Below are 24,353 nucleotides of genomic sequence, written 5' to 3'. Positions count from 1 at the left end.
AACCTAGCGAACCGTTTCGATCCGGTAGCGTCCGTCGATCTCACGCAACACGAGATCGGCGCGCACCGAGGTCGCCGCGATCAGTCGAGCATTCGGCATGTCGCTGTCGGCGACCTTCGCGCGAACCCGCGCGGCACTCTTGCCGCCGCGCAGGTGCCGCTCGGTCAGCCTCGGCACGATGACCTGATCGGCGGCGTCGAGATACCAGACCTCGTCCAGATATCCGGCCACCTCCCGCCAGCCCGGTTTCTCGAGCAGCAGGTAGTTCCCCTCCACGATCGCCACCTTCTCATCGGAGAACCGAAGAGCATCCGGTGTGGGATCGTCGATCCCACGATCGAAGATCGGCCAGTGCACGACCTCGCCGAAAGCCGACTCGCGCAACGACTTCAGGTGTGCGAGGAAGCCCGCCACGTCGAAGGTGTCGGGTTCGCCCTTGCGATCCAGCGCCCCGGCCGCCGAGAGTTCCGCGTTCGTGCGGTGAAATCCGTCCATCGGGGCGATCTGTGCGGGGACCCGGCATCCGACGCTCAGCGCGACGGCCAGATTCGCCGACAATGTCGACTTGCCCGCCGCCGGGGGACCGGCGATGCCGAGGACGAAACGGCGACCCGAGGGAATTCTCGACGCCGACCACGCGGCCAAGTCCGCGACGCAGACGTGCTGTCCTTCGATCATGCGAATCCACTGTAGGTGAACTCGACGAGCGTTGGTCGCGGGCTATTCGGCGACGAACTCCGCCTCGCGTTCCACCGCCTCGATCGTCTCCTGCGGTACGCCGATCGCTCCCGGAGAGTAGATGATGGCGCGGAGGTCGCCGGTGTACCGGAAGGGGCCACGGCGTTCGCGGAGGTCCCACGACACCGGTCCTCGGGCGTCTACACCGACCGAGATTCCCGTCCACGGTGACATGCCGACCAGTTGAACCGTGTCGGTGAGTTCGGCGACCCGCACGCCGTCGACCTCGACGGTGAAATCCTGGCGCAGTCGCGGGCGAACAGCGGCGCGCAGGCTGATCAGTTCCGCGCCTTCTGGCAGCGGACCCGACGTCACCGAACGGTAGTTCCCGTAGCTGTTGACGCCCAGCGTCACGTGTCCGTCCTCGATGTAGAGCAGGTAGCCGCCGAGCGGGTCGCCGTGAGCCACCAGCACTCCTTCCGCGGGCGCGCGATACCCGCCGAGTTCCGCGGTGATGGTGAAATCGCGGTAGGCGATCAGACGTTGGGAGCGGTAGCGTTCCAGGGTCGGGGTGCCGGGGAGCAGGCGCAGCGGTGCGGCCAGACGGGACTCCTCCGGGCGTCTGCGGGCCAGGTCGGCGCGGGTGAGCAGCGGGAAAACCGTATTGGCCCAGGCTGATTCGTCCCAGGCCGCAGCCAGTTCCTCAACTTTTTCCGGGAAGTCGCGCGACAGATCGTGTAGTTCCGTTGGATCGGCGCGCACGTCGAACAGTTGCCAGTTCGGGGCGTCCACGTCGGCGCCCGGCTCATACAGTGACAACAGTTTCCAGCCGTCGCGGTAGAAGCCGCGATGTCCGGTCATCTCCGAATACTGCTCGGTGTGCGGGGTCGGCGCCGTGGGGTCGCGCAGGACCTGTGCCACCGAGACGCCGTCGAATTCCTTGGCGGGCAGCCCGTTACGCACCTGCGAGCGCTGGATTCCGACCAGTTCGAGCAGGGTCGGCGCCAGGTCGGTGACGTAGGCGTACTCGTCGCGAATCCCGTTGTCCTGTATCGCGCGCGGCAGTCCCGCGGGCCACGACACGATCAACGGAACCCGGACGCCGCCCGCGAAGGTCTGACCCTTGTAGAAGCGGAAAGGGGTGTTCGACGCCTGACCCCAGCCGCGCGGATAGTGCACACCCAGTTTCGCGGTGCCGATGAGTTCCTCGTCGTGCGGAACATCGCCGACCCAGTCGGGATCCTCGATGTGCGCGAATTCGGCGAAGTAGCTGCGTGTGCCCTCCGGGCCGCCTTCGGCGGTGCCTCCGTTGTCGGAGGTGAAGACCACAATGGTGTTGTCGAGCTCGCCGAACCGCTCGACCACGTCGAGCAGGCGACCGAGACTCTGATCGATGCTGTCGACCATGCCCGCGTACACCTCCATGTACCGGGCGAAACGGCGCTGCTCGTCCGCGCTCAGCGAATCCCATTCGGCCGCTTCGTAACCGGGCTCGGTATTGCGCGGCTTCTGCTGGGTGCCCGCGGGGAACAGCCCGGCCCCGAGCTGGGCGGCGAATCGGCTGCGGCGCAGGTCGTCCCAGCCGCGCGCGTACCGTCCGCGATACTTCGCGAGGTCGGCGGGTTTGGCCTGCAACGGTCCGTGCATGGCGACGTGCGCGAAGTATAGGAAGAACGGTTTGGTCGCGTCGTGGGCGCGCAGATCCTTCAGGTAGCCGACGGCCTTGTCGGTGAGATCGTCGGTGAGGTAGTAGTCGCTCGGATACTCCTCGATATCGACCACCGAGGAGTCCGAGACCAGCTGATTCGGATAGTAGAAGGAGTTCAGTCCCTCGAGCGAACCGTAGTAGCGGTCGAACCCCCGCTGCGTCGGCCACGAACCACGGTGCGCCGCCGGATTCATCGTCGCGTCACGCACCAGATGCCATTTGCCGACAGCATAGGTGGCATAGCCGTTGTCGCGCAGTATCTCCGGCAACGTGAGCACATCGTCGGCCAGTTCCAGCCGCAGGCCGGGATAGCCCGGATCGGCGTTCGCGACGAACCCGAAACCCGCACGGTGCGAATTGATCCCGGTCAGCAGCGCGGCGCGCGACGGCGAGCACAGCGGCGTCGTGTGATAGTTGGTGAGCCGCACACCGTCGGCGGCCAGGCGATCCAGAGTCGGCGTCTCGATCTCCGAACCGAACGGCCCGATATCGCTGTAACCCATATCGTCCACCAGCACCACGATGATGTTCGGCGCGCCCTCCGGCGCGGTCGGCGGATAGCTCCACTCGGGACTGGAGTCGACGGCGGTGCGGCCGACAGATCCACCGAACGATTCGTAACCGCGAGCACGGGACGGAACAGACATTCGCCCAGTCAAGGGAGTCGTCCGCGCGACGACCAGTGTTGGACGCACCGTGAGCGCAATCGGGGCGGGTCGCCGCCTTCCCGGACGTCCCGGTCCTGGCGGATCGTTCGGAAGCGACGCCGTCGACGCGGCGAGCGCTTTCAGCGTCCGCAGGTCACCGAACGAGCCATCGTCGGTCGGCGGCCAGAAGCCGTTCCAGCGTCGCGTAACCCGCGGGCTCCCAGGTCGGTTTGCCGCCCGGCAGGCCGAGCTTGCCGTTGTGCCCGATCCGGATCAGGCCGAGTGCGCGCAGGACCGCCCAGCCACGGGCGCGGGTGACCGTCGCTTCGTCGGCCCGGCCGTACGCGTCGAAGAACCGGTCCGCCGGCTCTACCTGAAGCCTGGCGTCGAGCCGATCACCATCGAGCAGAACCGAGGCACCGGGACGAACTGGACCTGCTGACCCCCTCCACGGACGTCGCCGCTGAACCAACGATGGACAGGCACGGCCCCGAGACCGGAGAGCGCCGTGATCGGAATGGCATGACCGCGATCGGTCGGAACCGTGTGGTGGACCCGATGTTCCGGGCGTCGAAGATGGCCGGAATCGGCCATGACGCGGTGCCTCCTCGGATTGCACACTTCTCGGCGTGAGCACCGCGACCCTTGGTATGCGGTATGGCCAGTGCGAGGGAGAGAGCCGGTCGGATGCGTCCGGTTCGGTGAGGAGAACTGAGCGTGAAGATCGGCAATCTGGTGGTGCTTGTCGGGTGTCTCGTGGTCGCCGCGTGTGGGACCGATGATCCGGCCGACAATTCCTCCGGCACCGCGACCACGGCGGCAGCGAGCGGGGATTGCGCCTATCGCGGCAAGAGCGGGTTCTGCTTCTCGCCGCCTGCGGGCGCCACCGTGACCGAATCGGGCGACAAGGTTGTCTTCGTGCGTGGTGGTGAACCGAAAGCTGCGCAGGACATCGTGATTCGCACCGAGATGTTTCCCGCATCACCGGAGTTCGTTGCCGGCCGTCGTGCGTTCGCGCGCGAAGGTGCGGGCGGTCCGGACACCGTGGTGGTCGAGGATGTCGATATCGCCGGTGGGAAGGGGTTCTACGTGTCGACGCGTTCGGCGTCGAACGTGGTGGCGACCGCGCTGGTCGCGGACGGCGACAAGTTCCATCAATGCACGGTCATCGTCTACAACGCCGACGCGGATGCGCTCGCGGGCGAAATCCAGGCGTGCAAGTCGCTGAAGTCGGCGCGCTGATCGCTTCGGTTCGCACCTGTCGCTGTGCTGTCCTCGTACCCGATATCCCTCGGTGTCGTGTGGGTGCCGCGCCCGTGGGCGGCGGGCGCGGTTCGGTACCCGTGGAATACCGGCCCGCGTCCGTCGGAGATTCCGATCGCAGGACTCCGGGAGCACACTCGATCGCGGTAATCTGTTGTTACAGGGGGTGATTGGCGACGAGGGTCGGGGTAGGGGCGTAGTGGTCGCGGATGCGGCACAGGTGTGCCCAGTCTTCGCCGTCGTAGAAGCGGCCGGTGTCCACTCGGTGTTCGGTGAAGGTGGGGATCAGGTTGGGGCGCGACCAGGGGGAGAGGGCGCGGACCACGGCGAAGGCTGCGGCTTTGCCCGCGACGGCGGCTTGGGGGGTGGGGGCGACGGCGAGGCAGAACAGGCCGTATTCGCCGGGGATGTGGGAGAGTGCGCCGCCGGATTCGGCGGGGCGGGTGAAGGCGCCGCCGAGGTGGCGCAGTTCGGCGAACATGAGGCCGGAGGTGGTGCCGTCGCCGACCATGGCGAGGAAGGCGGCGACGGCGGCGGCGTCGAGGTCACCGAGGACGCTGTGGTCGGCGACCGTCGGAGTCGGGGTCGGCGGGTCCATGTGGACGGCGAGCAGGCCCGGTGCGGGGATGCGGGCGAAGGTGTCCAGTTCCGGGGCCAGCGCGCGCAGCGGGGTCAGGAGTTCGGCGGCGGTGGCGTCGTCCTCGAGGATCGCGCCGTCGATGATGACCAGGTCGCGGCCGGACAGGAACGGCGGCAGTTCGGGCAGCGGCGGGAAACTCATGATCCGCAGCGAGGTGGTCGCGGATTCCGGTGCGGTGCGCGACCATTCGACCCAGGCGGGCACCACGTCGGCGGCGCGGGCGCGGTCCCACAGCAGCATGCCCGCGAAGATGTCGGAGTAGGGGAGCAGGTCGATCTCGAAGGACACCACGATGCCGAGGTTGGCGCCGCCGCCGCGGATCGCCCAGAACAGGTCGGGGTGCTCCTGGGCGGTGGCGCGCACCAGCGAGCCGTCGCCGAGGACGACTTCGAGCGCGCGAATCGCGTTCGCCGCCACGCCGTGTCGTCTGCCGTAGAACGAAAGACCGCCGCCGAGCAGGTATCCGGCGACCGCGACATCCGGCGCGCTGCCGTGCGCGGCGGTGAGGCCGTGCGCGGCGGCGGCGGTGACCACCTCGTGCCACCGGGTGCCGCCCGCGACGGTCGCGGTGCGGGCGACCGGGTCGACGGTGACGCCGGTGAATTCCGACAGGCGAAGCAGCACCACGTCGTCGAAGGTGTGCTCGCCGAGCGCGCCCGCGCCGTGCCCGGTGTTCTGCGGGGCGACGCGCAACCCCTCGGCGACCGCGGCGCGCACCAGCGCGGCGACCTCGGCGGCGGTGCGCGGCACCGCGACGGCGGCCGGGCGCTGGTCGACGGCGACGTTCCAGGGGGTGCGGGCGGCGTCGTAGCCGTCGTCGCCCGGCAGGTGCAGTTCGCAGTGGGCGCGCAGGTCGGCGAGGGCGCGGGAGGTGGTCATGGAGGTGGCCTTTCCGGTGGTGCCGCGTGGTGTCGCGGTTCTGGGTTCGCCGTCGACTCTGCCGCCAGGCATCGGCGCGGCGACATCCCCGAGAGCGGGGGAATCGTGTCCCGTCGGCTCTGGTGGGCGAGCGTACCCAGACTTCTGGGATGGCGTCCGGCGAATTCTCGGCGCACACTCGTCGCATGACGGCAGGACTGACGGCGGCACGCGTGCGACAGGATATGGATGTCGTGTCCCGCGCCGGGCTCGACCTCGACACCTTTCTCGAGGAAGCCGTCACCTCGGTGGCGCGGGCGATCCCGTGGGTGAGCGCCTGCGTCGCCACCCACGATCCGCTCACGCACATGCTGACCAGCGCCCGCAAATACGGTGACCTGCGGCAACGCAACAGCCACGATCACGAGTTCGGGCTCATCGAGTACGGCACCGTCGAGCCGACGGCTTTCACCGAACTCGCGCGCGCCGAGGTGCCCGCGGCGGGCGTGCACCTGGCGACCGGCGGCGAGGTCGAGCGGTCCAGCCGGATGAGCATGTTCATGAAGCCCCGGTTCGAGTACGCCGACGAGGCGCGCCTCGCGTTCCGCGACGGCCGCGAGCTGTGGGGCGCGATGGCGCTGTTCCGCGGCGACGAGGACCCGCCGTTCGATGCCGCCGAGATCGATTTCCTGGCCTCGCTGGCGGTGCCGTTCGCACACGGGGTGCGCGCGGGCATGTTGGCGCGGCTGGTCGACGCGCCGCCGCCGGTCGCGGTGACCGGCCCGGCCGTGGTGATCGTGGCCGCCGACGACGAGATCGTGCAGATGAGTCTCGGCGCCGAACAGCGGCTGGCCGACCTGCACCTCGGCCCCGCGAGCGGCGACCCGTTGGCCCCGGTCGCGGCCCTGGTCGGCGCGGCCCGCCGTTTCGGCCGCGGTGAGACGACCGTGCCCCCGCGCTGCCGGTTGCGCACCGCGGGCGGGATGTGGCTGGTGCTGCACGCCGGACCGCTCACCTCGCGGGGCGACCGGCACGGCGACGTGGTGGTGACGATCGAGGAGGCCCGCCCGCCGGAGATCGTCGCGCTCGTGGTGGCCGCCTATGGACTCTCCCCGCGCGAACGCGATGTCGTGCAGTTGGTGTTGCAGGGCGTGGACACCAAGGAGATCGCGGCGACCCTGCACCTGTCGACCTACACCGTGCAGGACCACCTGAAGTCGGTGTTCGACAAGGCGCACGTCCGTTCCCGGCGTGAGCTGATCTCGCGCGTGTACTTCGACCAGTACGTGCCGCGCATGGGCAGCGAACTCACGCCCGCCGGGTGGTTCGTCGAATCCGAGACCCGACCGTAGTCGCTCGGCTCGGTGCCGTAGCTGTTCGGCTCGGTGTCGTGACCGCTCGGTCCGATGCCGCCCGGCCCGGTCCGGTGTCGTCGGGGCGCGCTCGGTGTCGTGGCGGATCGGCTCAGTCGAGGTCGGACAGCAGTCCGAGCACGACCGCGGCCATGGCGGCCGGATCGCCGTGTTCGGGCCGCAACACCAGGTCGGGTTCGACCGGCGCCTCGTACGGCGCGTCGATTCCGGTGAATCCGCGGATCTCCCCGGCGCGCGCCTTGGCGTACATCCCCTTGGGGTCGCGTTCCTCGCACACCGCGAGCGGGGTGTCGACGAAGACCTCGACGAACGGTATGCCCGCCGCCACGTGCGCGGCCCTGACCCGATCGCGGTCGGCGGCGAACGGGCTGATGAGCGAAACCACGGCGACCACACCGGCTTCGGCGAACAGCTTGGCGACTTCGCCGACGCGCCTGATGTTCTCGCCCCGGTCGGCGTCGGAGAATCCGAGGTCGGAGTTGAGTCCGTGGCGCAGATTGTCGCCGTCGAGCAGGAAGGCCGGACGCCCGCTCGCCACCAGTCGCCGCTCCAATTCCACGGCGACGGTGGACTTCCCGGATCCGGACAGCCCGGTCAACCACACCGTGAGACCGCGGGTCGCGCGTTCGTCGCGGCCGACGGCGGTCGCGTGCCACACCACCCGCGCCGAGGGCAGGGTCGGGCCGAGGATCATGCCCGCGGCGACGGTGTTGTCGGTGGCGTCGTCGACGAGGATGAAACTTCCCGTGGTGCGGTTGCGCCGGTACGGATCGAAGAGCAGCGGTGTGCGGGTGCGCAATTGGACGCGCCCGATCTCGTTGAGCGTCAGAGCTTCCGCGTGTTCGTCGCGGTGCAGGGTGTTGACGTCGAGACGGTAGTCGAGGCTGCGGATCTCGGCGGTGGCGGTGCGAGTGGTGTGCCGGACGGTGTAGGTGGCGCCCGCGGCGAGACGGGAGTCCTCGGCGAACCAGCAGACCATGGCGTCAAGATCGCGCCCCACTTGCGGGCGGTTGGCGGGGCGGCAGAGCAGGTCGCCGCGCGAGATGTCGAGTTCGTCGGCGAGTTGGACGGTGACCGCCTGCGGCGGGAACGCCTCGGCAACCGGCACGCCGCCGGGACCCCAGATCGCGGTGACCTCGGTGGTGAGTCCCGAAGGCAGCACGAGCACTTCGTCACCGGGTTTGAAGACGCCGCCCGCGATGGTGCCGGCGTAGCCGCGGAAATCCTCGACGTGCCTTCGGGTCACGTACTGCACGGGCAAGCGGGCGTCGATGAGGTTGCGGTCGGAGGCGATGTGCACCTGTTCGAGGTGGTGCAGCAACGGCGTGCCCTCGTACCACGGCATGCTCGCTCCCCGGTGCACGATATTGTCGCCGTGCAGCGCCGAGACCGGGATGAACGCCAGGTCGGACACGTCGAGTTTGCTGGCGAAACCGGTGAATTCCCGACGGATCTCCTCGAAGCGTTCCTGCGACCAGCCGACCAGGTCCATCTTGTTCACGCACAGCACCAGGTGCGGTATGCCGAGCAGACTCGCGAGAAAGGCGTGGCGCCTGGTCTGCTCGACCACGCCCTTGCGCGCGTCGACCAGGATCAGCGCGACGTCGGCGGTGGACGCGCCGGTCACCATGTTGCGGGTGTACTGGATGTGGCCGGGGGTGTCGGCGACGATGAATTTGCGTCGCGGCGTGGCGAAATAGCGGTGCGCGACGTCGATGGTGATGCCCTGTTCGCGTTCGGCGCGCAGGCCGTCGGTGAGCAGCGCGAGATCCGGGTAGTCGTCGCCGCGTTCGCGGCTGGCGCGTTCCACGGCGGCGAGTTGATCGGTGAAGATCGTCTTGGAGTCGTAGAGCAGGCGGCCGATGAGCGTCGACTTGCCGTCGTCGACGCTGCCCGCAGTGGCCAGGCGCAGCAGGGTGCCCATCAGAAGTACCCCTCCCTCTTGCGATCTTCCATGCCCGCCTCGGAGATCCGGTCGTCGGCGCGGGTGGCGCCGCGTTCGGTGACGCGCGCGCCCGCGACCTCGGCGACGACCTCTTGCGGTGTGGCCGCGCTGGATTCGACGCAACCGGTGCAGGTGGCATCGCCGACGGTGCGGAAGCGCACGGTGGCCTCGTAGGGCTGTTCGCCGTCGAGGAGTCGCAGGAATCGAGTGTGCGCCAACAGCATTCCGTCGCGCTGCACCACCGGGCGGCGGTGCGCGTAGTACAGCGGCGGCAGGTCGACGTCTTCGGCGGCGATGTAGTTCCAGATGTCGAGTTCGGTCCAGTTCGACAGCGGGAACACCCGGATGTGTTCGCCGGGGCGGTGTCTGCCGTTGTAGAGGTTCCACAGTTCGGGTCGCTGGTTGCGCGGCTCCCACTGACCGTATTCGTCGCGGAAGCTGAACACCCGTTCCTTGGCGCGCGCCTTCTCCTCGTCGCGACGCGCGCCGCCGAAGACCGCGTCGAAGCGGCCCTCGCGGATGGCGCGCAGCAGGGTGGCGGTCTGCAGGCGGTTGCGCGAGGAGCGCGGGCCGGTGTCCTCGACCACCCGGCCCGCGTCGATGTCGTCCTGGACCCGGCCGACGAGCAGGCGCAGGCCGAATCGCTCGACGGTGGCGTCGCGGTAGGCGATGATCTCGTCGAAATTGTGCCCGGTGTCTATGTGCAGCACCGGGAACGGCGGCGGCGCGGGCCAGAACGCCTTGGCCGCGAGGTGCAGCATGACCACCGAGTCCTTCCCGCCGGAGAACAGCAGGACGGGACGTTCGAAAGTGGCCGCCACTTCCCGGAATATGTGTGCCGACTCGGCCTCGAGCGCGCCGAGATGCGTCAGCTCGTAGGTGTTCGCCGTCGACTTCGCGTACTGGCTCACCTCATAAAACTAGAACACGTTCAGGTCATTGGTCAACGGGGTGACGCCCACCCGATGCCGCGGTGACGGCGTCCGCCGCCGCGGCCAGCGCCCGGCCGCGGCGCTCGATCTCGGCCCCGGTGATGGAGCGGCCGACATACATGGTGAGCACCATGTTCTGCCTGCCGTCGGCATCGTAGGTCGGTGCGGCGAGCAGGCTCACCGGATGTTCCTTGCGTGGCCGCAGGTCGCTGCCGAGGTAGACCCGCTCACCCAGGCTCGACACCAGTTCGCCGACGAGTTCGCGCAGCTCGTCGGGGATGTCGCGGGCCGCGACGCCGGCGAGAACGGCGTAGAGGCGCCTGCCCGCCGCGGTCAGGCTCTCCACCAGATAGCCGCGCTCACGGCAGTCGGCGACGATGCGGCGCAGGCGCGTCTCGTCCTGGTTCAGCGGGACCGTCGGCGGGGTCGCCAGCCAGGCGTCGAAGGCCGCGTCGGTGTCCCAGAGCACGTACATCAGCCCGACCGGCGGCGCGAAGGTGTAGGAGGCGCCGACCTTCACCATGCCGGGGCCGGTGCTCTCCAGGACCGCGATCCGCTCGCCGAGCAGCGCCGACGCGGTGCAGGTGGTCCGATAACGCTCGCTGAGCCGCTCGAGTTCGACCCGCGCGATCGCGGAGATCGCGACGCTGTCCTGCGCGACCCGGCCCGCGGCGATGAGCGCGGGGCCGAGTCCGTAGGTGAGGTTGGCCGGATCGCGGATCAGGTAGCCCGCCGCCGTGAGTTCGGTGAGTATGCCCAGGCAGGTCGGCTTGGCGAGGTCGAGTTCGCGGGCCAGTTCCGACAGCCCGAACCGCTTGCCGCGCTGTTCGACCAGGAAGTCCAGTATCTGCACCACACGCGCGGTCGGCGCGGATCTGCGCGCGACGCCCGAAGTCGCCGCCGTGGTGACTGTCATTGACCACTCCTAGAACAAGTTCTAATATTTCTCGCATCGTAATGTACCAGATCGGTACATATATGGACCATCGGGAGAGTCTTTTGCTTACCGAACCGTTCGCCGAGGCGATCGCCGCCGCGGAGCAGATCATCGCCGAGGCGCCGCATGTCGAGACCGAACAGGATCTGACCGAGGGCTACGACTACCTCGCGGGCAGCATTCGCGCGTCGATCCAGATGGCGTGGGCCTACGAGCGCGACTTCCCGTTCTTCGTCCAGTCCACCGGTCCGTACACCAAGATGGGCCTCGACAATCCGGACACCCTGTACTTCCACTCCTACCTGCGCCCCGACGCCGAATACGTGGTCACCGGCAGGCGCGGCAGTACTCGCGACCTCAGCTTCCAGGTGCTCAACGGCGACTACTCCCCGGTCGACGTGCCCGACAGCCTCACCGCCTTCGACGACCGCGCCCTCGATATCGCCGCCGACGGCAGCTACGAGATCCGCTTCGGCCCCGAACGCGCCCGCCCCGGCTACGTCCAGCTCGGCGCCGACGCCGCGATGCTGGTGGTGCGGGAAGTGCACAGCGACTGGTCCACCGAGAAGGCGGGCATGATCCGCATCCAGCGGGTCGACAGCATCGGCGATGCCCCGCCGCCGCTGACCAAGGACCTGATGGCCAAGCGCTACGCGGTCGCGGCCCGCATGCTCACCTCACGCCTGAACACCTTCCTGGCCTTTCCGAAGTGGTTCTACCTGAATCTGCCGGTCAACACCCTCACCGAGCCGCGCCGGACCCCCGGCGGACTGTCCACCCAGTACTCCTCGGTCGGCCACTACGACCTCGCCGACGACCAGGCCATGATCATCACCGTGCCCGAATCCGACGCGCCCTACCAGGGCTTCCAGCTCGGCAGCATGTGGTATGTCTCGCTGGACTACATCAACCACCAGACCAGCCTGACCGCCGATCAGGCGCGGGTGGACGAGGACGGCATGATCCGGCTGGTCGTCAGCGAACGCGATCCGGGACTCGCCAACTGGATCGAGCGCACCGGGCACGACCGCGGCTACCTCCAGTTCCGCTGGCAGCGGCTCTCGCGCGAGATGGGACCGAAGGACGGGCCGACCGTCGAGATCGTCGCGGTCGACGAACTGCCCGACCGCCTGCCGTTCTACGAGCAGGCGCGGGTGTCGCCGAAGGAGTGGCAGGCGCGCATCGCCGCCAGGCAGGTTGCCGTCGCGGAAAGGATGCTCGGCTGATGTTGTTGTCGGACAAGGTCGTCGTGGTCTCGGGCGTAGGACCGGGACTCGGTCGCGCCATAGCGGTGCGCAGCGCGGAGGCGGGCGCGGATCTGGTGTTGGCCGCGCGCACCGAATCGCGGCTGCTCGAAGTCGCCGAGGAGATCGAGAAACTCGGGAGGCGCGCGGTGGTGGTGCCCACCGATATCGATGACGAAGCGGCGGTGCGGAATCTGGTCGCCACCGCGACCGAGGCCTTCGGGCGCGTGGACACGCTGGTGAACAATGCCTTCGCGATTCCGCCGATCACCGATCTCGCCGAGGTCGAACTGGATCAGGTGCGGGCCGGATTCGAAACCAATGTCCTTGCCGCCCTGCGCCTCACGCGCCTGTTCGTGCCCGCGCTGACCGAGACCGCCGGATCGGTGGTGATGATCAACTCGGCGGTGCTGCGGCATTCGCGGCGCACCTTCGGGCCCTACAAGATGGCCAAATCCGGTCTGCTCGCCCTCGCGCAGAGCCTCGCCACCGAATTGGGTCCCAAAGGCATCCGCGTCAATTCCGTTGCTCCCGGCTATATCTGGGCCGACAACTTGAAGTGGTACTTCAACTTCCTGGCCGAGCAGCGCGGCGTCACCTCCGAGCAGGTGTACGCGGAGACCGCTTCGACCATAGACCTGCGCAGGCTGCCCGAACCCGACGAGATCGCCGACGCCGTAGTGTTTTTCGCCTCCGCCATGGCGCGGGCGATCACCGGCGCCTGCCTCGACGTCAACTGCGGCGAATACCACCATTGAGCACGGGAGAGATGTCGGACATGATCGGAAGAGACGACGTCGGCACGGTCGACGACCTGCACGCCTCGGCCACCAAGGTGGTCGGCCTCGACGATTTCGGCGATCCCGGATACCGCGAAGGACTCGGAGTCCTGCTCGATTCCTACGCCGAGGACGCGGCGCTGACGCCGTTCGGGAACAAGGTCAACCGCGCCTTCCTGCGCGGCGCGCTGGTCGCGCGGCTGCTCAGCGAAGCGGCGTGGCGCGCGAATCCGGAATACGCGCAGGTCGCGATCGAGCGGCCGGTATTCGTGACCGGGCTGCCGCGCTCGGGCACCACGGCCGTGCACCGGCTGCTCAACGCCGACCCGGCGCACCAAGGTCTCGAGATGTGGCTCACCGAGATGCCGCAGCCGCGTCCGCCGCGCGAGACCTGGGCGGCGAATCCCGTCTACCAGCGGATCGAGGCCGCCTTCGCCAAACACCACGTCGAGAATCCGGAATTCATGGGGGTGCACCATATTTCGGCGGATCAGGTCGAGGAGTGCTGGCAGTTGCTGCGGCAGTCGGCCATGTCGGTGTCCTACGAATGCCTGGCCTACGTGCCCGGCTATTCGAAATGGCTGCGCGAACAGGACTGGACCGACGCCTACCGCAGGCATCGCCGCAACCTCCAGCTGATCGGCCTTCCCGACGCGGGGCGGCGCTGGGTGCTCAAGAACCCGAGCCACCTGTTCGCCCTCGACGCGATCTTCGAGGTGTATCCGGACGCGCTGATCATCCAGATGCACCGCGACCCGCGCACCATCATCGCCTCGGTGTGCAGCCTGAACGAGAAGGCGTCGCAGGGCTGGTCGGAGAAGTTCCGCGGCGCGACCCTCGGCGCCGAACAATTGGACCTGTGGGCGCGGGGAGCCGAGCGGTTCCTCGCCGACCGACAGCGCCACGATCCGTCCCGCTTCCGCGACGTGTACTACGACGATTTCGTCGCCGACCCGATCGGCACCGTGGAAGGCATCTACCGCGACTTCGACATGCCCTTCGACGAACGGGCGCGCGCGGCGATGACCGCCATGCATTCCGAGAGCACCACGGGAGCCGCGCGGCCCGCGCACAAGTACACCCTCGACGATTTCGGGCTCACCGCCGACCGGGTCGACGCGCGTTTCGGCGCTTACCGGGACGTGCACTTCCCCGGCAGCTGACCTGCTACTGCTGGCCGACCTTCAGCACGATGAACAGCCCGTTGGCCTCGGCGCACAGGGTTTCGCCGTCGTGCAGGGTGGCGCGCACGAAGACCTTGCGGCCCTCCTGCCGCTCGGCCCACGAACGCAGGGCCAGCGGCTTGTCCAGCGGCGTAATGGCCCGGTAGTCGACGGTCAGCGACGCCGTCCTGGTGACCGCGCCCGCACGCACCGCCGCCGCCATGCCCATGAGGTCGTCGAAGGCGAGCGCGATGTGCCCGCCGTGCGCCGCGGCATTGCCGCCGAGGTGGAAGGTGCGGAAGGTCACCGAACTCAGCACGCCGTCGCGGTGCACCTTCTCGAGGGTGTAGGGCGGTAGCGTGACATTGCCACGTGCGGGCAGATCGTGCCTGCTCCAGGCAGGCGCCGCCCATTCCTCGACAACGCCCTCGGTGAGCCGGTCATTGAGCTTCTCCAGCGCCGCGATGGCTTCGAGAGCCAGATCGTCGGAGGGTGACAGCAGCCGGGCTCGGTCCATGAGCGTACGGATCTGCTCGACCAGCGGCCCCAGATGCGGCCCGCCGCGCGAGGTGTCGGCCGAGCGTTGTGCCTCCACGATATCGGTCAGAGTCGGCCGAAAGCCGCCCTCGTGATGCTCCTCGCTGGGTAGCGCGGCGCCGCTCTGCTCTTCACTCATATGAAACAAGTTATCGGTAGCCGGTCGAATGCCCCAGCGCGGTACCCGTCGTACCGGTCACACCGTGCGTGCGCCGTGACCTACGCTGGATATCCGTCGCGCCACCAGAGTGTGCGAACCTCCCCCGCGGCGTCGGTGCGACAGCCGGCCCGCATCGGACGCCGCGCGAGCCCGCGGCCTGCGAAAGGCGTTGTACCGATGCGTATCACGGCGGTCGTCTTCGATATGGACGGTGTGCTGATCGATTCCGAGCCCGTGTGGGAGCAGGTGCGTCGCGACTATGTGGCGGAGAAGGGCGGGCGGTGGCTGCCGGATACGCAGAAGCGGCTGATGGGTATGAGTACGGGGGAGTGGTCGCGGTATCTCAGTGCGGACCGTGACGCCGATGGGCTCGGTGTCGGCGGGTCCGCGGAGCAGGTGGCGCGTGAGGTGATCGAGCGGATGGCCGCGCATTACGACCGTGCGGTGCCGTTGCTGGCGGGGGCGGTGGACGCCGTGCAGCGGATGAGCCAGAATTGGCCGCTCGGGCTGGCCAGTTCGTCGCCGCGCGCGCTCATCGACACTGTGCTCGGCCGCACCGGCCTCATCGAATTCTTCGATGTGACGTTGTCCACCGAGCAGGTCGAGCGCGGCAAACCCGCGCCCGACGTGTACCTCACGGTCGCGCGAGCGCTGCGTAGGAACGCTGCCGATTGCGCCGCGGTGGAGGATTCCAGCAACGGACTTCGCGCCGCGCACGCGGCCGGTATGCGGGTGATCGCGGCGCCGCGCCCGGAATATCCGCTCGACCCGGAAGCTCGCACGCTGGCCACCCACGTCATCGATGGCCTCGACGAGTTGACCCCCGCTCTTGTGGTGGCCGATAGCTGAGCGGCAGGATTCGAGCCGGGTGCGGGCGGCGGCGAGCCGGTCGGGCAGCGTCGGCGGACCCGATGAACTGCCTCCGCCCTGGTGGTGGCCGATAGGTCAGCGGCGGCAGGATTCGAGCAGGGTGCGGGCGGCGGTGGCGAGGTCGGCGTCGAGCCAGTCGGGTAGTGCGGCGGCGTGCCTGCGCAGCGCCGCGTACGGGAGGTCGATGACGGCTCGGCTCACGGCCTCGAGTTCGCGTTCGCCCGCTCGCCCGCACAGGTCGGCGGTGACGCGGCGCAGTTGGTCGTAGAGCGGCTCGTTCATGCGGGCGCGGGTGCGTTCCAGTTCGCTGTCGGAGCCCGCGTCGATCAGGTCGCGCGGACGCAGGTCGAGCAGGAGTCGGGCGTCGTCGGGGGTGCGGCGGCCGAATTCGATGCTCGCGCATGCCATCGCGACGCCCGCTTCGAGCGCGTCGTCGTTAGCGGTGGCGGCTGCCATGGCGAGGGTTTGGAAGCGTTCGAGCGCGCGTAGCCAGACCGCGGTGAGCACGCCGTCGCGATTGCCGAAGCGGTGGTAGAGGGTGCCGACGGGGGCGCCGCTGGCGGCGGCGATGGCGGCGACGCTCGCGGCGCGCGGTCCCGCTTCGAGGACTAGGGTGCGTGCCGCGTCGAGGATCGCGTCGGTGTCGTGCTTGCGGGGAGGCGCCATGTACTAGTACGTTCCTTCTATATGGAGCGGTTGCCCTATATCGATGAGCATGCCAGGTCTGTCGCCGTCGACCGGGAGCGGGTCTGGGCGGCACTGCTGCGGGTCGTGTGTCGCGACCCGGCTGATCCGCGCACCGTTCCCGCCGGATTCGTCCTCGACGTCGCCGAACCGCCGCGTCGACTCGCCCTGCGTGGCGGTCACCTGTTCGCCCGATTCCTGCTGGAATTCGAACTCGACGCGGTGGACTCGAATACCACTCGCCTGCGGGCTGTGTTTATTGGCGTCGCCTTCGGCGCCGCGGGTTCGCGGCCCTGGGGGTCTCGCGTCCCAGCGGTCGATACTTGCTCCTGCGTCGCATCGTCTCGACCGCTGGGGCGTGGGACGGGCGTGAACCGTCGCTCGTCGGGCTCGCTCCCGACGGGGCTGGGTTGGTGGGGATGTTGCGGGTTTTGGGTGTGCCCGTCGGGGATGGGTGGGGGCTTGGAAGGAGACTTGCTGGGTACCGCTGGTGGTGTTTGGGTTTGAGGTGGCTGCGAATTGTTGCTCGTCGGACTCGCTCCCTTGGGGTGGGGTGGGGCTTGGGAGGAGGCGCATTGCTGGATACCGGGCGGTGGAGGTTGCGGGTGCACCGAGATGAGGCGGGTGGGCGTTCAGCCTTGGAGTGGGAAGACCTTGGCTTGGCCTGCGACGACGATGTCGGCTCGGTCGACCAGCGCGACCCGGATCTGTACCAGAGCGCCAGCGGCCAACGGCGCCTCGCCGGGGGCGGCGGTGAGGGTGATGGTTGCGGTCTTCTCGGTGCCGTCGCAGGTGATGGGGTCGCCGACGCCGAGTGCTGCCGCGTGGTCGGCGGACGGATCACCGGCCATGGCCTTGATCGCGACGGCGCCCGCGGCGGCGTCGCAGGTGTAGGCGGCGGCGACCGCGGTCAGGGTCGCGCCGATGATGTCGACGGTGTCGGCGGCGGCCGCGGGGCCTGCGGTGCACACGAGGGCGGCGGCGGAGCCGGTCAGTGCGGCGGCCAAGCGAGTGCGAGCGAGCATCTTCGTTCCTTCCGTACGGTGGGACGGAGCGGTCACGAACTCGGACGGCGCGCGTGCGCCACTGCGGCCCATCATCCAGCCCATCGCCGGAGTTCGTGGCGAAACCGCGGGTAGATCCCCGGTTCGGGGCGCTCAGCGACCGGTGACGCCGTCGATGCGTTCGCGCAGCAGATCGGCGTGGCCGTTGTGGCGCGCGTACTCCTCGATCATGTGCAGATAGACCCAGCGCACGGTGTAGGAGCGGTCGGCGAAGACGAAGATGTGATCGAGTGCCAGTCCTTCCATCGCGCGATCGGCGGCGGCGATCTCCTCGCGATAGCGCGTGAGATCCGCCTCCGGTTCGGCGGCGTCGACATTGTCGAAGTCGGCGTCCGGATCCGCTTCCGAACAGTAGACATAGTCCAGCCGCACACCCGCCGCGGCGATGCGGAACCAGCCGCGCTCGCATTCGGCGAGGTGGCGGACCAACCCCAGCAGGCTCAATCGCGAAGGTGGCACCGGACGCGACCGCAGCTGGTCGGCGTCGAGCCCGGCGCATTTCGACAGCAACGTCGCCCGATGGTGATCGAGCCAGCCGCGCAGCAGGGTGCGTTCGTCGCCGAGCGTGGGCGCCGGACCTCGCTCGACCCGCGGAGCCGTCCAGGTCACCGTTGTGAGGGTAGTCGGACGCCGCGTCGAACTCCTCCGAATTTCCCGGCGGCCGGGGCGGATTCAGGCCTCCCTGGTGAACCGCCACGCCGCCGCGCCGCGCAGGTGACCGGGCGGCAGGCGGCGACCGCAGAGCACGAGCAGCAGATCCTGAGCGCGACCCGTCAGCGGCGCCCCGGAGCCGTAGGTCCAGTCGATGTCGTCGGCCCGCAATTCGACGCCGCGCAGATCGACGCCGAAGTATCGGACACTGCGCGCGGAATTCGCGTCGAGAACGTGGCGCATTCGTTCGGGCGGCACCACCCGGTCGATGCCGAGGGCGACGGTGATGTCGAGCCCGTGGATGACATCGTGACTCAGCGCGCCCGCGAAACCGCCGCCCGGCGGTTTCCACGGATGGTCGGCGTTCTCGCGCAGGCATGCCAGCAGTTCGGCGTCGGTGCGGGTCGAGGTGTCGCGGCGGGCCGCGCGATCGGCCATGCGGTCGAAATTGCCGCGCGCGGTGATCATGTCGAGTACGAAACGTGGTGTGGACAGCCGGAACGGCATGGTCATGTGGGCGAGCACCTCCCTGACCCGCCAGCCCTCGCACAGGCTCGGCGCCGCCCAATCCCGCGCGTCGAGCTCGTCGAGCAGATCGGCCAGTTCACCGCGTTGCGCCGCGATCTGCTCGCGGATCTCGGTTTCGGTCACAGTTGTCCTCTCGTCGTGGTCCCCACCCGATCGGACGGTATTCGGAGCCGCCATTCATCGGTCGCCGCGCAGGCGGTGTGGTCGATGCGGCACACTGGTCGCGGTGAGCGAGGAATCCGGTATCCGGATCCGCACCGAGGACGGATCCGAACTGCCCGCGCTGACCGAACCGGTACTGGACGAGTTGTTCGACGGCGCGGCACGGCGCGAGCCGCATCTCGAGGTGGCGCGCGGTCCGGACGAGTGGATCACGGCGCGCCTACTGCCCGGCGAGATGTTCCGGCTCACCCACCGCTGCGGCCCCGACGCCGACGAATTCGAGCTCTACACCGGTGACGCGATCATGCTGCGCGACATCCTCTTCGCCTGGATCGATCGCGACCCGTGGTGGTGCGAGCGGGTGGTCTGGTCACGGGTCGATCCCGCCGTTGCCGAACTGGAAGCCGTGCGCGGCGAACTCGCCGATCTGCTGGACGGATTCGATGTGGTTGAACTCATGACGGGCGCGCTCGACGATGCGCTCACCCGTGCCGACGCGCTGCTCGCGGATGCCGAGACACCGAGCGTGACGGAGTTCGCCGACTCGGGAAGGTCCGCCGAGTTGGGCGAGATCGAGCGATCCACACCCACCGGAATGCTCCCGACCGGTCGACACGAGCGGTCCGGTTCGGACGCTGCCATGCTCGACAACGCCGCATGCGACACCTCGGACCCCTTCGCGCGCTTGGACGCGCTGCTTGCCGTTGATCCCGCTGCCTTCGAATCGAGCGGTGCGGAGACGGTGGAGTCGAGCGCGCTGGAGCCCGATGTGCGGCGTATCGCGGCCGAGCGGGCCGGGTCGACCGACTGGGAATCGGCCGATTTCGACGCAGGTGATCCCTTCGCGCGCCTGGACGCGCTGCTTGCCCTCGATCCCGAAACCTACGAGTCCGTCGGCCGCGAGTACGACGATCGCGAATCCGCAGGCCGTGGATCCGCCGATCGTGAGTCCGACGACCGCGAAGGGTGAGCGCGCCTCACAAACCCGGCCAGCCGTAGGTGACCGGTCCGGTCGCAGGCCCCGCGAGTACGCGTGCGGCCGGTACCGCCGCCGTCGCCGCATCGATATGCGCGGGGACCGAGTCCCGCGCGCCCGAGTCGGACTGTTCGGCGGCGGCGCGCACGGCGTCCATGTCGAGCCAGCGGATGTGCTGTACGACCTCCTCCAAGGCGGCGGCGTGCAGGAATCCCGGCTGGGAGAAGACGATGATGCCCTCGCGGAACGCCATCAGGGTGGGGAAGCGGTCGACCTGGGCCATGGCCGTCAGTTCCGGTTCGGCCTCGGTGTCGACTTTGCCGTACACGATCTCGGGGTGCTCGTTCGAGGACGCCTCGTAAACCGGCGCGAACTGACGGCACGGTCCGCACCAGCCCGCCCACCAGTCGACGAGCACGATCGCGTTGCGGTTGACGATCTCTGCGAAGTTGTCGCTGGTCAGCGTGAGTGTCGACATCGGTTCCCTCCGTGGGCGTCCGGTTCGCGCCGTGTCTCGACGCTCGAACAACCCCGAATCTTCGCACGCGACCACGATTTCGGGAAGGCGAGGATTCGCGTCAAACCCGCGGTTCGCCGAGCAGTGTCGCGGTGAGCGCGTCCAGTCTGCTCGCGGACTCGGGGTCGAAGTTCCTGCCGGTCAACGGGATCGGCGTGCGTCGGCGGAAGGCGCTGACGGCTTCGGCAGGCGGCTCGTCCACGAGTCGGAGAATGGGCACGACGGCCTCGGACACCGGCTGGGCGAAGAGGGTCGCGGCGGCCTTGCTGATCAGGCGCGGCACGGTCGGCAGCGGATCGGCCATCGCGGTGCGGGTGAACAGCGGGTTGTAGAGCACATAGCGGGTGCGTGCGCCGGGGTGGCGGTGCGGGAACCGCACGCCGAGCAGGTCGATGCAGCGTGAAGCCTGCATGGCCGCCCGCATACCGCGATAGCCGGACCGCAGTTGCGGGTCGTCCCAGAAGATGGTGCCGGGCAGGCCGCCGGAACCGGCGACACTCATGATCACCGGCGCCGCGGCCCGCTCCAGCGCGGGGACGAACGCGTGTCCGAGGACGTAGCGGCTCAAATAGCCGAGCGCGAAGGTGAATTCGAAGCCGTCGACGGTTTCCTCGCGGCGCGGACGGAAGCGTTGAGCGCCGAAGACGAGTCCGTCCACGGTGTCGCTGTGTTCGCCGACCCGCTGCGGGACCGCCCGCATGCCTGCGAGGGTGCTCAGGTCCGCGCGCAGGAAGTGCGCGCGTTCCCCGGCGTCGATCGCCTCGGCATCGCGCAGGAAGGCCGCGCCCTTCTCGGCGCCGCTCGCGACGGCGAAGACCCGGTCGCCGCGGGCGAGCAGGCGCAGGCCGAGGCCCTTGCCGATGCCGTCGGTGCCGCCGGTGATCACGTAGGTGCGCATGGTGAATCGCCTCTCCTGGAACGCTTCCGGAATGTCGCCGCGGGCTGCGCGGCCGGATGGGGGAGACGTTAGGAACGCCGCGCACGACAAGTCAACAACTGATGACTTAGGGTGACAGGATGACCGACGCCCCACCGCGCCGCCGCGACCGGGTCGCGACCCGCGCCGCACTGCTCGATGCCGCGCGCATCCGATTCGCCCGCAACGGATTCGAGGCCACCAAGGTGCGCGATATCGCCGCCGACGTCGGCGTCGACCCGGCGCTGCTGTTCCGCTACTTCGGCGCGAAGGAAAAGCTCTACGCCGAGGCCATGCGGGTGGAGATCCCGCGCGCCGCGCACGCCGACCCGCACCGCCCCGTCGTGCACATCGCCGACGAACTGCTGCGCGAAGTGGTCTTCGACGAATGGCCCGAATTCGGCGGCGAACATCCGTTGTTGGCGATGTTGCGCTCCTCGGGCCTGCAATCCGTCCGCGACCAGCTGCGCAGCCGACTGTGCGAGGACTACCTGCGGGAATTCGCCGAACGCCTCGGTGGATCCGACGCCGCTCTGCGCGCGGAAATGGTCGGCGCGCTGCTGCTCGGACTCGGGGTGATGCGGGTCGTGGTCGCCGCCCCCGCGCTGGGTGCGGCCGATGTGGAACAGACCAGGGGGCTGGTCGCGGACATGGTGCGCGCGATCACTCGCCCGGCGTCGCCCGAGACCGACCGAGTGCGCCCGCGGTAAGCGAGCAGGCGCCCCGCGTCCTCGGGATCGCGCGGATCGACGCGGTGTGCGAGTGGGTCGGATCCCGGGGGTTAGTGCGAGATCCTCGACGGTGAGCTGTCGCCGCGAGGCCCACATCGCGCGGATACCCGATGTGGTGACCGGAGATGTCACCGACTACGCACTCCCCGGCCTCGTGGGTAGTCGCGATCTGTTTGTACTGGAACGGTTTTCGGTGGTTCGGCGCGTTACTACCCGTTGTCGCTCCACGGTTTCCGTCGCCGTATACAAGCGTGGCGACTTTCGCGTATTCGCCGTGTGGGTTGCCCGGCGGTCCCCGTGGCGGCGCGGACGTCGGGATGAGACACTGGTTGCTTCCGTGTTCGCGGGCGTCGCGCCGCCGGCGCCGAATGGTACGAACCGGGCGGATTCTCGCGGAGCGATTGTCAAGCCCCCTGGACCGTAATTCTTCACGGCACGACGCGCCGATCGCCACGCCGTTCCGGTCGTGACGCGCGATATCCGTAGCAATATCGAATTCGACGTCGAAGGCTGGATTTCGCCAGGTCACCGGGTTCGCGAGGGCTGTCCGCACCTGTTCCCGCAGTCCGAACGTACGTGCAGATGCACCGCTCATCCGATGAATTCCGTTGGGCGATAGTGATATACGACTATGTCACGAAAACGGTGCCGGTGTGCGCCGCGGGGTACGGTGTGCCCGTGGCGGAGTGGATCAGCGTGTACTGCGAAAGTCGCATCGAACTCGATGTGAAGGATATGCGCGAGGAATTGGCGGCCGTGGATCTGCGGCCCCTCGCGGAAGCGGTCTTCGACACCGACGAAGAGGCCGCGCGCGCCCTGGAGACGGCGACCCCCAATCTTCGGATCGAGCGCCACGGCGCCGAGATCGAAGTGCGGTGGAAGCCTGCCGGGCCGCATCTACAGATCAGGGCGGTGACCGGCGCGGCGGCGGAGAACGACATCGCCGAGGTGCTCTCGGACCGGCTGCCCGCGGCCATCGGGCCGGGTCCCGACCGGGTGCGTGCCCGGCTGGCCCGCGCCACGCAAGTCGTCTACCTCGAGATGGGCAAGACCGACGCGCGTGGACTCGGTGCGGTCTTCGGTGAGGCGCTCGCCTTCCGGATGGCCGCCGCGGGCGATGGCATGGTCTGGCTGTTCGACCGGCGCTGGGCGGTGCCGGAGGAACGCGCCGTGCCTATTTGGAGTCATACCTGAGAGTTACGCCTGGGCGGTGCCCGATATCCCTGCGGCCGTGAGGGATTCGGCTGCCGCGCGGGTCGCTGCGATGAAGCCGTCGCGTTCGGATCTGGTCGTCGAGCTGCGCAACGGACCGAGTTGCACCTCGTAGGCGGCCGATCCGCTCGCGTCGAAAACCGGTGCGGCGAGATAGCTCAGCGGCAGTACTTCGTCGGAATCGAGTTCGGCGGCGGTGTAAGGGCGCGCGGTGAGTTCCGCCAGTTGCAGCAGCGCTCGATTCCGCAGATTCGATTGCAGCAGTTCGGTTCCCGCCGACCCGAGCAGATCCACGAGTAGATCGACCATGCCGGTGTCGTCGGCGCGCGGACGGAACACCGCCACACCCCGTGCTCGGACCAGATTCAACAAGGCGCCCGCCCCGCGCCGATCGGATTCCGCGGCCGCGGCCAGCCAGGCGTTCTGTTCGGCGGCCACCCGCCACGGCATGACACCTGCCCCCGCCGGGAAGCGCAGCGGAATGCGGTGGCCGACCGGGATGCCGGGCACCACGCGATCGGGTCCGTGGCGGACTTCGAGCACGGTGAGCCGATCCGGTGCGATGCGGCTCAGGGTCGCGCCGCAGCCGGTGCGGGTGGTGAGCGCGGTCAGGATGTCGCCGACGCTCGCGGGCAGCGGCGTTCCGGTCAGCCCGGTGAGTGCGCTGCGGAGTCGGTAGCCGCGACGGGGGACGCGCACCACCCAGCCCGCCGAGTCGAGTTCCGCCAGGATCGCCGTCGCGGTCGCGCGCGCGATGTCGAGGCGGTCGGCGACGCTCGCGACCGAGAGCGGTTCGGTCGCAGTGGCCAGCAGTTGCACGATCTCCACGACCCGCCGGGTCGGTGGCGAAGGGGAGCGGTCGACCTCGGCCGTGTCCGTGCGGCCACGCGCTGTAGTCCCGAGACCGCTTCGACCGTGACCAGCCTGGCCCCGATCCGTCCAGCTGTGGTCGGTCTCGGCGTGGTCGGTTCGGCTGTGCTCCAGCTGATCACGGTCGGCTCGGCCGTGATCTGCTCGACCGTCATCTATCCGATCGTCATCTATCCGATCGTCATCTAATCGGCGGTAATCGGCTCGACCGTGATCGACCCGGTCGTGGTCCGGTCGATCGTGGTCGGTTCGGCTGTGCTCGACCCGGTCGTAGTTCGGTCGGCCGGGCTCTATCCGACCGTGAACGC

The 24,353-nt window shown here is 68.8% G+C and carries 25 protein-coding genes; 11 read left to right on the top strand and 14 right to left on the bottom strand.

What is annotated here, in order from left to right; genetic code table 11:
* Positions 1 to 3: 3 nt before the first annotated feature.
* Together IT779_RS09085 and IT779_RS09080 are read right to left on the bottom strand one after the other, a co-directional pair.
* Entirely contained in the window at positions 4 to 678 is a 675-nt protein-coding gene (locus IT779_RS09085; RefSeq protein WP_196148775.1) for a nucleoside/nucleotide kinase family protein, read from the bottom strand.
* A 42-nt stretch (positions 679 to 720) separates the two neighbouring features.
* Positions 721 to 3,033, bottom strand: a complete 2,313-nt coding sequence (locus IT779_RS09080) for an arylsulfatase (RefSeq protein WP_196148774.1) — start codon at positions 3,031 to 3,033, stop codon at positions 721 to 723.
* A 259-nt stretch (positions 3,034 to 3,292) separates the two neighbouring features.
* Here IT779_RS09080 and IT779_RS09075 point away from each other — a divergent pair, with 259 nt between their 5' ends.
* Both IT779_RS09075 and IT779_RS09070 read left to right on the top strand, forming a co-directional pair.
* Complete coding sequence (locus IT779_RS09075; RefSeq protein WP_196148773.1) at positions 3,293 to 3,475, top strand: hypothetical protein; 183 nt, start codon at positions 3,293 to 3,295, stop codon at positions 3,473 to 3,475.
* A 275-nt stretch (positions 3,476 to 3,750) separates the two neighbouring features.
* Positions 3,751 to 4,275, top strand: a complete 525-nt coding sequence (locus tag IT779_RS09070; protein ID WP_196148772.1) for a hypothetical protein — start codon at positions 3,751 to 3,753, stop codon at positions 4,273 to 4,275.
* A gap of 178 nt (positions 4,276 to 4,453) precedes the next feature.
* On the opposite strand, the gene IT779_RS09065 is transcribed toward IT779_RS09070, so the two are convergent.
* On the bottom strand, positions 4,454 to 5,815 hold the full coding sequence (locus IT779_RS09065) for an FAD-binding oxidoreductase (RefSeq protein ID WP_196148771.1): 1,362 nt from the start codon (positions 5,813 to 5,815) through the stop codon (positions 4,454 to 4,456).
* Between the two features lie 185 nt (positions 5,816 to 6,000).
* Between IT779_RS09065 and IT779_RS09060 the strand changes: the two genes are divergently transcribed.
* Positions 6,001 to 7,146: a response regulator transcription factor gene (locus IT779_RS09060; protein WP_196148770.1), complete on the top strand. Its 1,146-nt coding sequence runs from the start codon at positions 6,001 to 6,003 to the stop codon at positions 7,144 to 7,146.
* A gap of 112 nt (positions 7,147 to 7,258) precedes the next feature.
* Here the strand turns inward: IT779_RS09060 and cysC are convergent, their stop codons facing one another.
* The 3 genes from cysC to IT779_RS09045 are packed head-to-tail and all read right to left on the bottom strand — an operon-like array spanning position 7,259 to position 10,960.
* Positions 7,259 to 9,091, bottom strand: coding sequence for an adenylyl-sulfate kinase (gene cysC, locus IT779_RS09055; RefSeq protein ID WP_196148769.1), 1,833 nt, complete (start codon positions 9,089 to 9,091; stop codon positions 7,259 to 7,261).
* Positions 9,091 to 10,023, bottom strand: coding sequence for a sulfate adenylyltransferase subunit CysD (gene cysD / locus IT779_RS09050; protein WP_196148768.1), 933 nt, complete (start codon positions 10,021 to 10,023; stop codon positions 9,091 to 9,093). The genes cysC and cysD overlap by 1 nt, the downstream gene beginning before the upstream one ends.
* 25 nt (positions 10,024 to 10,048) lie before the next feature.
* Positions 10,049 to 10,960: a helix-turn-helix domain-containing protein gene (locus tag IT779_RS09045; protein WP_196148767.1), complete on the bottom strand. Its 912-nt coding sequence runs from the start codon at positions 10,958 to 10,960 to the stop codon at positions 10,049 to 10,051.
* An 83-nt stretch (positions 10,961 to 11,043) separates the two neighbouring features.
* On the opposite strand from IT779_RS09045, the gene IT779_RS09040 reads away from it, so the two are divergent.
* Genes IT779_RS09040 through IT779_RS09030 form a run of 3 tightly spaced genes read left to right on the top strand, consistent with a single transcriptional unit; the run spans position 11,044 to position 14,167 of the window.
* Complete coding sequence (locus IT779_RS09040) at positions 11,044 to 12,207, top strand: hypothetical protein (protein WP_196148766.1); 1,164 nt, start codon at positions 11,044 to 11,046, stop codon at positions 12,205 to 12,207.
* Entirely contained in the window at positions 12,207 to 12,983 is a 777-nt protein-coding gene (locus tag IT779_RS09035; protein ID WP_196148765.1) for an SDR family oxidoreductase, read from the top strand. Before IT779_RS09040 ends, IT779_RS09035 begins: the two co-directional genes overlap by 1 nt.
* A 20-nt stretch (positions 12,984 to 13,003) precedes the next feature.
* Positions 13,004 to 14,167, top strand: a complete 1,164-nt coding sequence (locus IT779_RS09030) for a sulfotransferase family protein (RefSeq protein WP_196148764.1) — start codon at positions 13,004 to 13,006, stop codon at positions 14,165 to 14,167.
* A 4-nt stretch (positions 14,168 to 14,171) separates the two neighbouring features.
* On the opposite strand, the gene IT779_RS09025 is transcribed toward IT779_RS09030, so the two are convergent.
* A complete protein-coding gene (locus IT779_RS09025; RefSeq protein WP_196148763.1) occupies positions 14,172 to 14,843 on the bottom strand; it encodes a PaaI family thioesterase in 672 nt (223 codons plus the stop codon).
* 198 nt (positions 14,844 to 15,041) lie between these two features.
* Between IT779_RS09025 and IT779_RS09020 the strand changes: the two genes are divergently transcribed.
* Entirely contained in the window at positions 15,042 to 15,713 is a 672-nt protein-coding gene (locus tag IT779_RS09020) for an HAD family hydrolase (RefSeq protein ID WP_196148762.1), read from the top strand.
* A 96-nt stretch (positions 15,714 to 15,809) separates the two neighbouring features.
* Here IT779_RS09020 and IT779_RS09015 read toward each other — a convergent pair whose 3' ends face one another.
* The 4 genes from IT779_RS09015 to IT779_RS09000 all read right to left on the bottom strand — a co-directional run bounded on the left by IT779_RS09015 (position 15,810) and on the right by IT779_RS09000 (position 18,784).
* Positions 15,810 to 16,400, bottom strand: coding sequence for a TetR family transcriptional regulator (locus IT779_RS09015; RefSeq protein WP_196148761.1), 591 nt, complete (start codon positions 16,398 to 16,400; stop codon positions 15,810 to 15,812).
* 650 nt (positions 16,401 to 17,050) lie between these two features.
* A complete protein-coding gene (locus tag IT779_RS09010) occupies positions 17,051 to 17,443 on the bottom strand; it encodes a hypothetical protein (protein ID WP_196148760.1) in 393 nt (130 codons plus the stop codon).
* Between the two features lie 132 nt (positions 17,444 to 17,575).
* A complete protein-coding gene (locus IT779_RS09005; protein WP_196148759.1) occupies positions 17,576 to 18,091 on the bottom strand; it encodes a DinB family protein in 516 nt (171 codons plus the stop codon).
* 63 nt (positions 18,092 to 18,154) lie between these two features.
* Complete coding sequence (locus tag IT779_RS09000; RefSeq protein ID WP_332838728.1) at positions 18,155 to 18,784, bottom strand: maleylpyruvate isomerase family mycothiol-dependent enzyme; 630 nt, start codon at positions 18,782 to 18,784, stop codon at positions 18,155 to 18,157.
* A gap of 103 nt (positions 18,785 to 18,887) precedes the next feature.
* On the opposite strand from IT779_RS09000, the gene IT779_RS08995 reads away from it, so the two are divergent.
* Positions 18,888 to 19,793, top strand: a complete 906-nt coding sequence (locus tag IT779_RS08995; RefSeq protein WP_196148757.1) for a hypothetical protein — start codon at positions 18,888 to 18,890, stop codon at positions 19,791 to 19,793.
* A gap of 7 nt (positions 19,794 to 19,800) precedes the next feature.
* On the opposite strand, the gene IT779_RS08990 is transcribed toward IT779_RS08995, so the two are convergent.
* Entirely contained in the window at positions 19,801 to 20,277 is a 477-nt protein-coding gene (locus IT779_RS08990) for a thioredoxin family protein (RefSeq protein WP_196148756.1), read from the bottom strand.
* Positions 20,278 to 20,377: 100 nt separating this feature from the next.
* Positions 20,378 to 21,214, bottom strand: coding sequence for an SDR family NAD(P)-dependent oxidoreductase (locus tag IT779_RS08985; RefSeq protein ID WP_196148755.1), 837 nt, complete (start codon positions 21,212 to 21,214; stop codon positions 20,378 to 20,380).
* Between the two features lie 119 nt (positions 21,215 to 21,333).
* Here IT779_RS08985 and IT779_RS08980 point away from each other — a divergent pair, with 119 nt between their 5' ends.
* Positions 21,334 to 21,942, top strand: coding sequence for a TetR/AcrR family transcriptional regulator (locus tag IT779_RS08980; protein WP_196148754.1), 609 nt, complete (start codon positions 21,334 to 21,336; stop codon positions 21,940 to 21,942).
* 699 nt (positions 21,943 to 22,641) lie between these two features.
* On the top strand, positions 22,642 to 23,157 hold the full coding sequence (locus IT779_RS08975; protein ID WP_196148753.1) for a hypothetical protein: 516 nt from the start codon (positions 22,642 to 22,644) through the stop codon (positions 23,155 to 23,157).
* A 3-nt stretch (positions 23,158 to 23,160) separates the two neighbouring features.
* On the opposite strand, the gene IT779_RS37590 is transcribed toward IT779_RS08975, so the two are convergent.
* Positions 23,161 to 24,003 carry a helix-turn-helix domain-containing protein gene (locus IT779_RS37590; RefSeq protein WP_332838727.1) on the bottom strand — a complete coding sequence of 281 codons (843 nt, stop codon included), beginning with the start codon at positions 24,001 to 24,003 and terminating at the stop codon, positions 23,161 to 23,163.
* Between the two features lie 87 nt (positions 24,004 to 24,090).
* Between IT779_RS37590 and IT779_RS37585 the strand changes: the two genes are divergently transcribed.
* On the top strand, positions 24,091 to 24,234 hold the full coding sequence (locus tag IT779_RS37585) for a hypothetical protein (protein ID WP_232541577.1): 144 nt from the start codon (positions 24,091 to 24,093) through the stop codon (positions 24,232 to 24,234).
* Positions 24,235 to 24,353 lie beyond the last annotated feature (119 nt).

The organism is Nocardia bovistercoris (genome assembly GCF_015674855.1).
Classification (GTDB): domain Bacteria; phylum Actinomycetota; class Actinomycetes; order Mycobacteriales; family Mycobacteriaceae; genus Nocardia; species Nocardia bovistercoris.
This window is presented reverse-complemented; position numbering and strand designations above follow the sequence as displayed.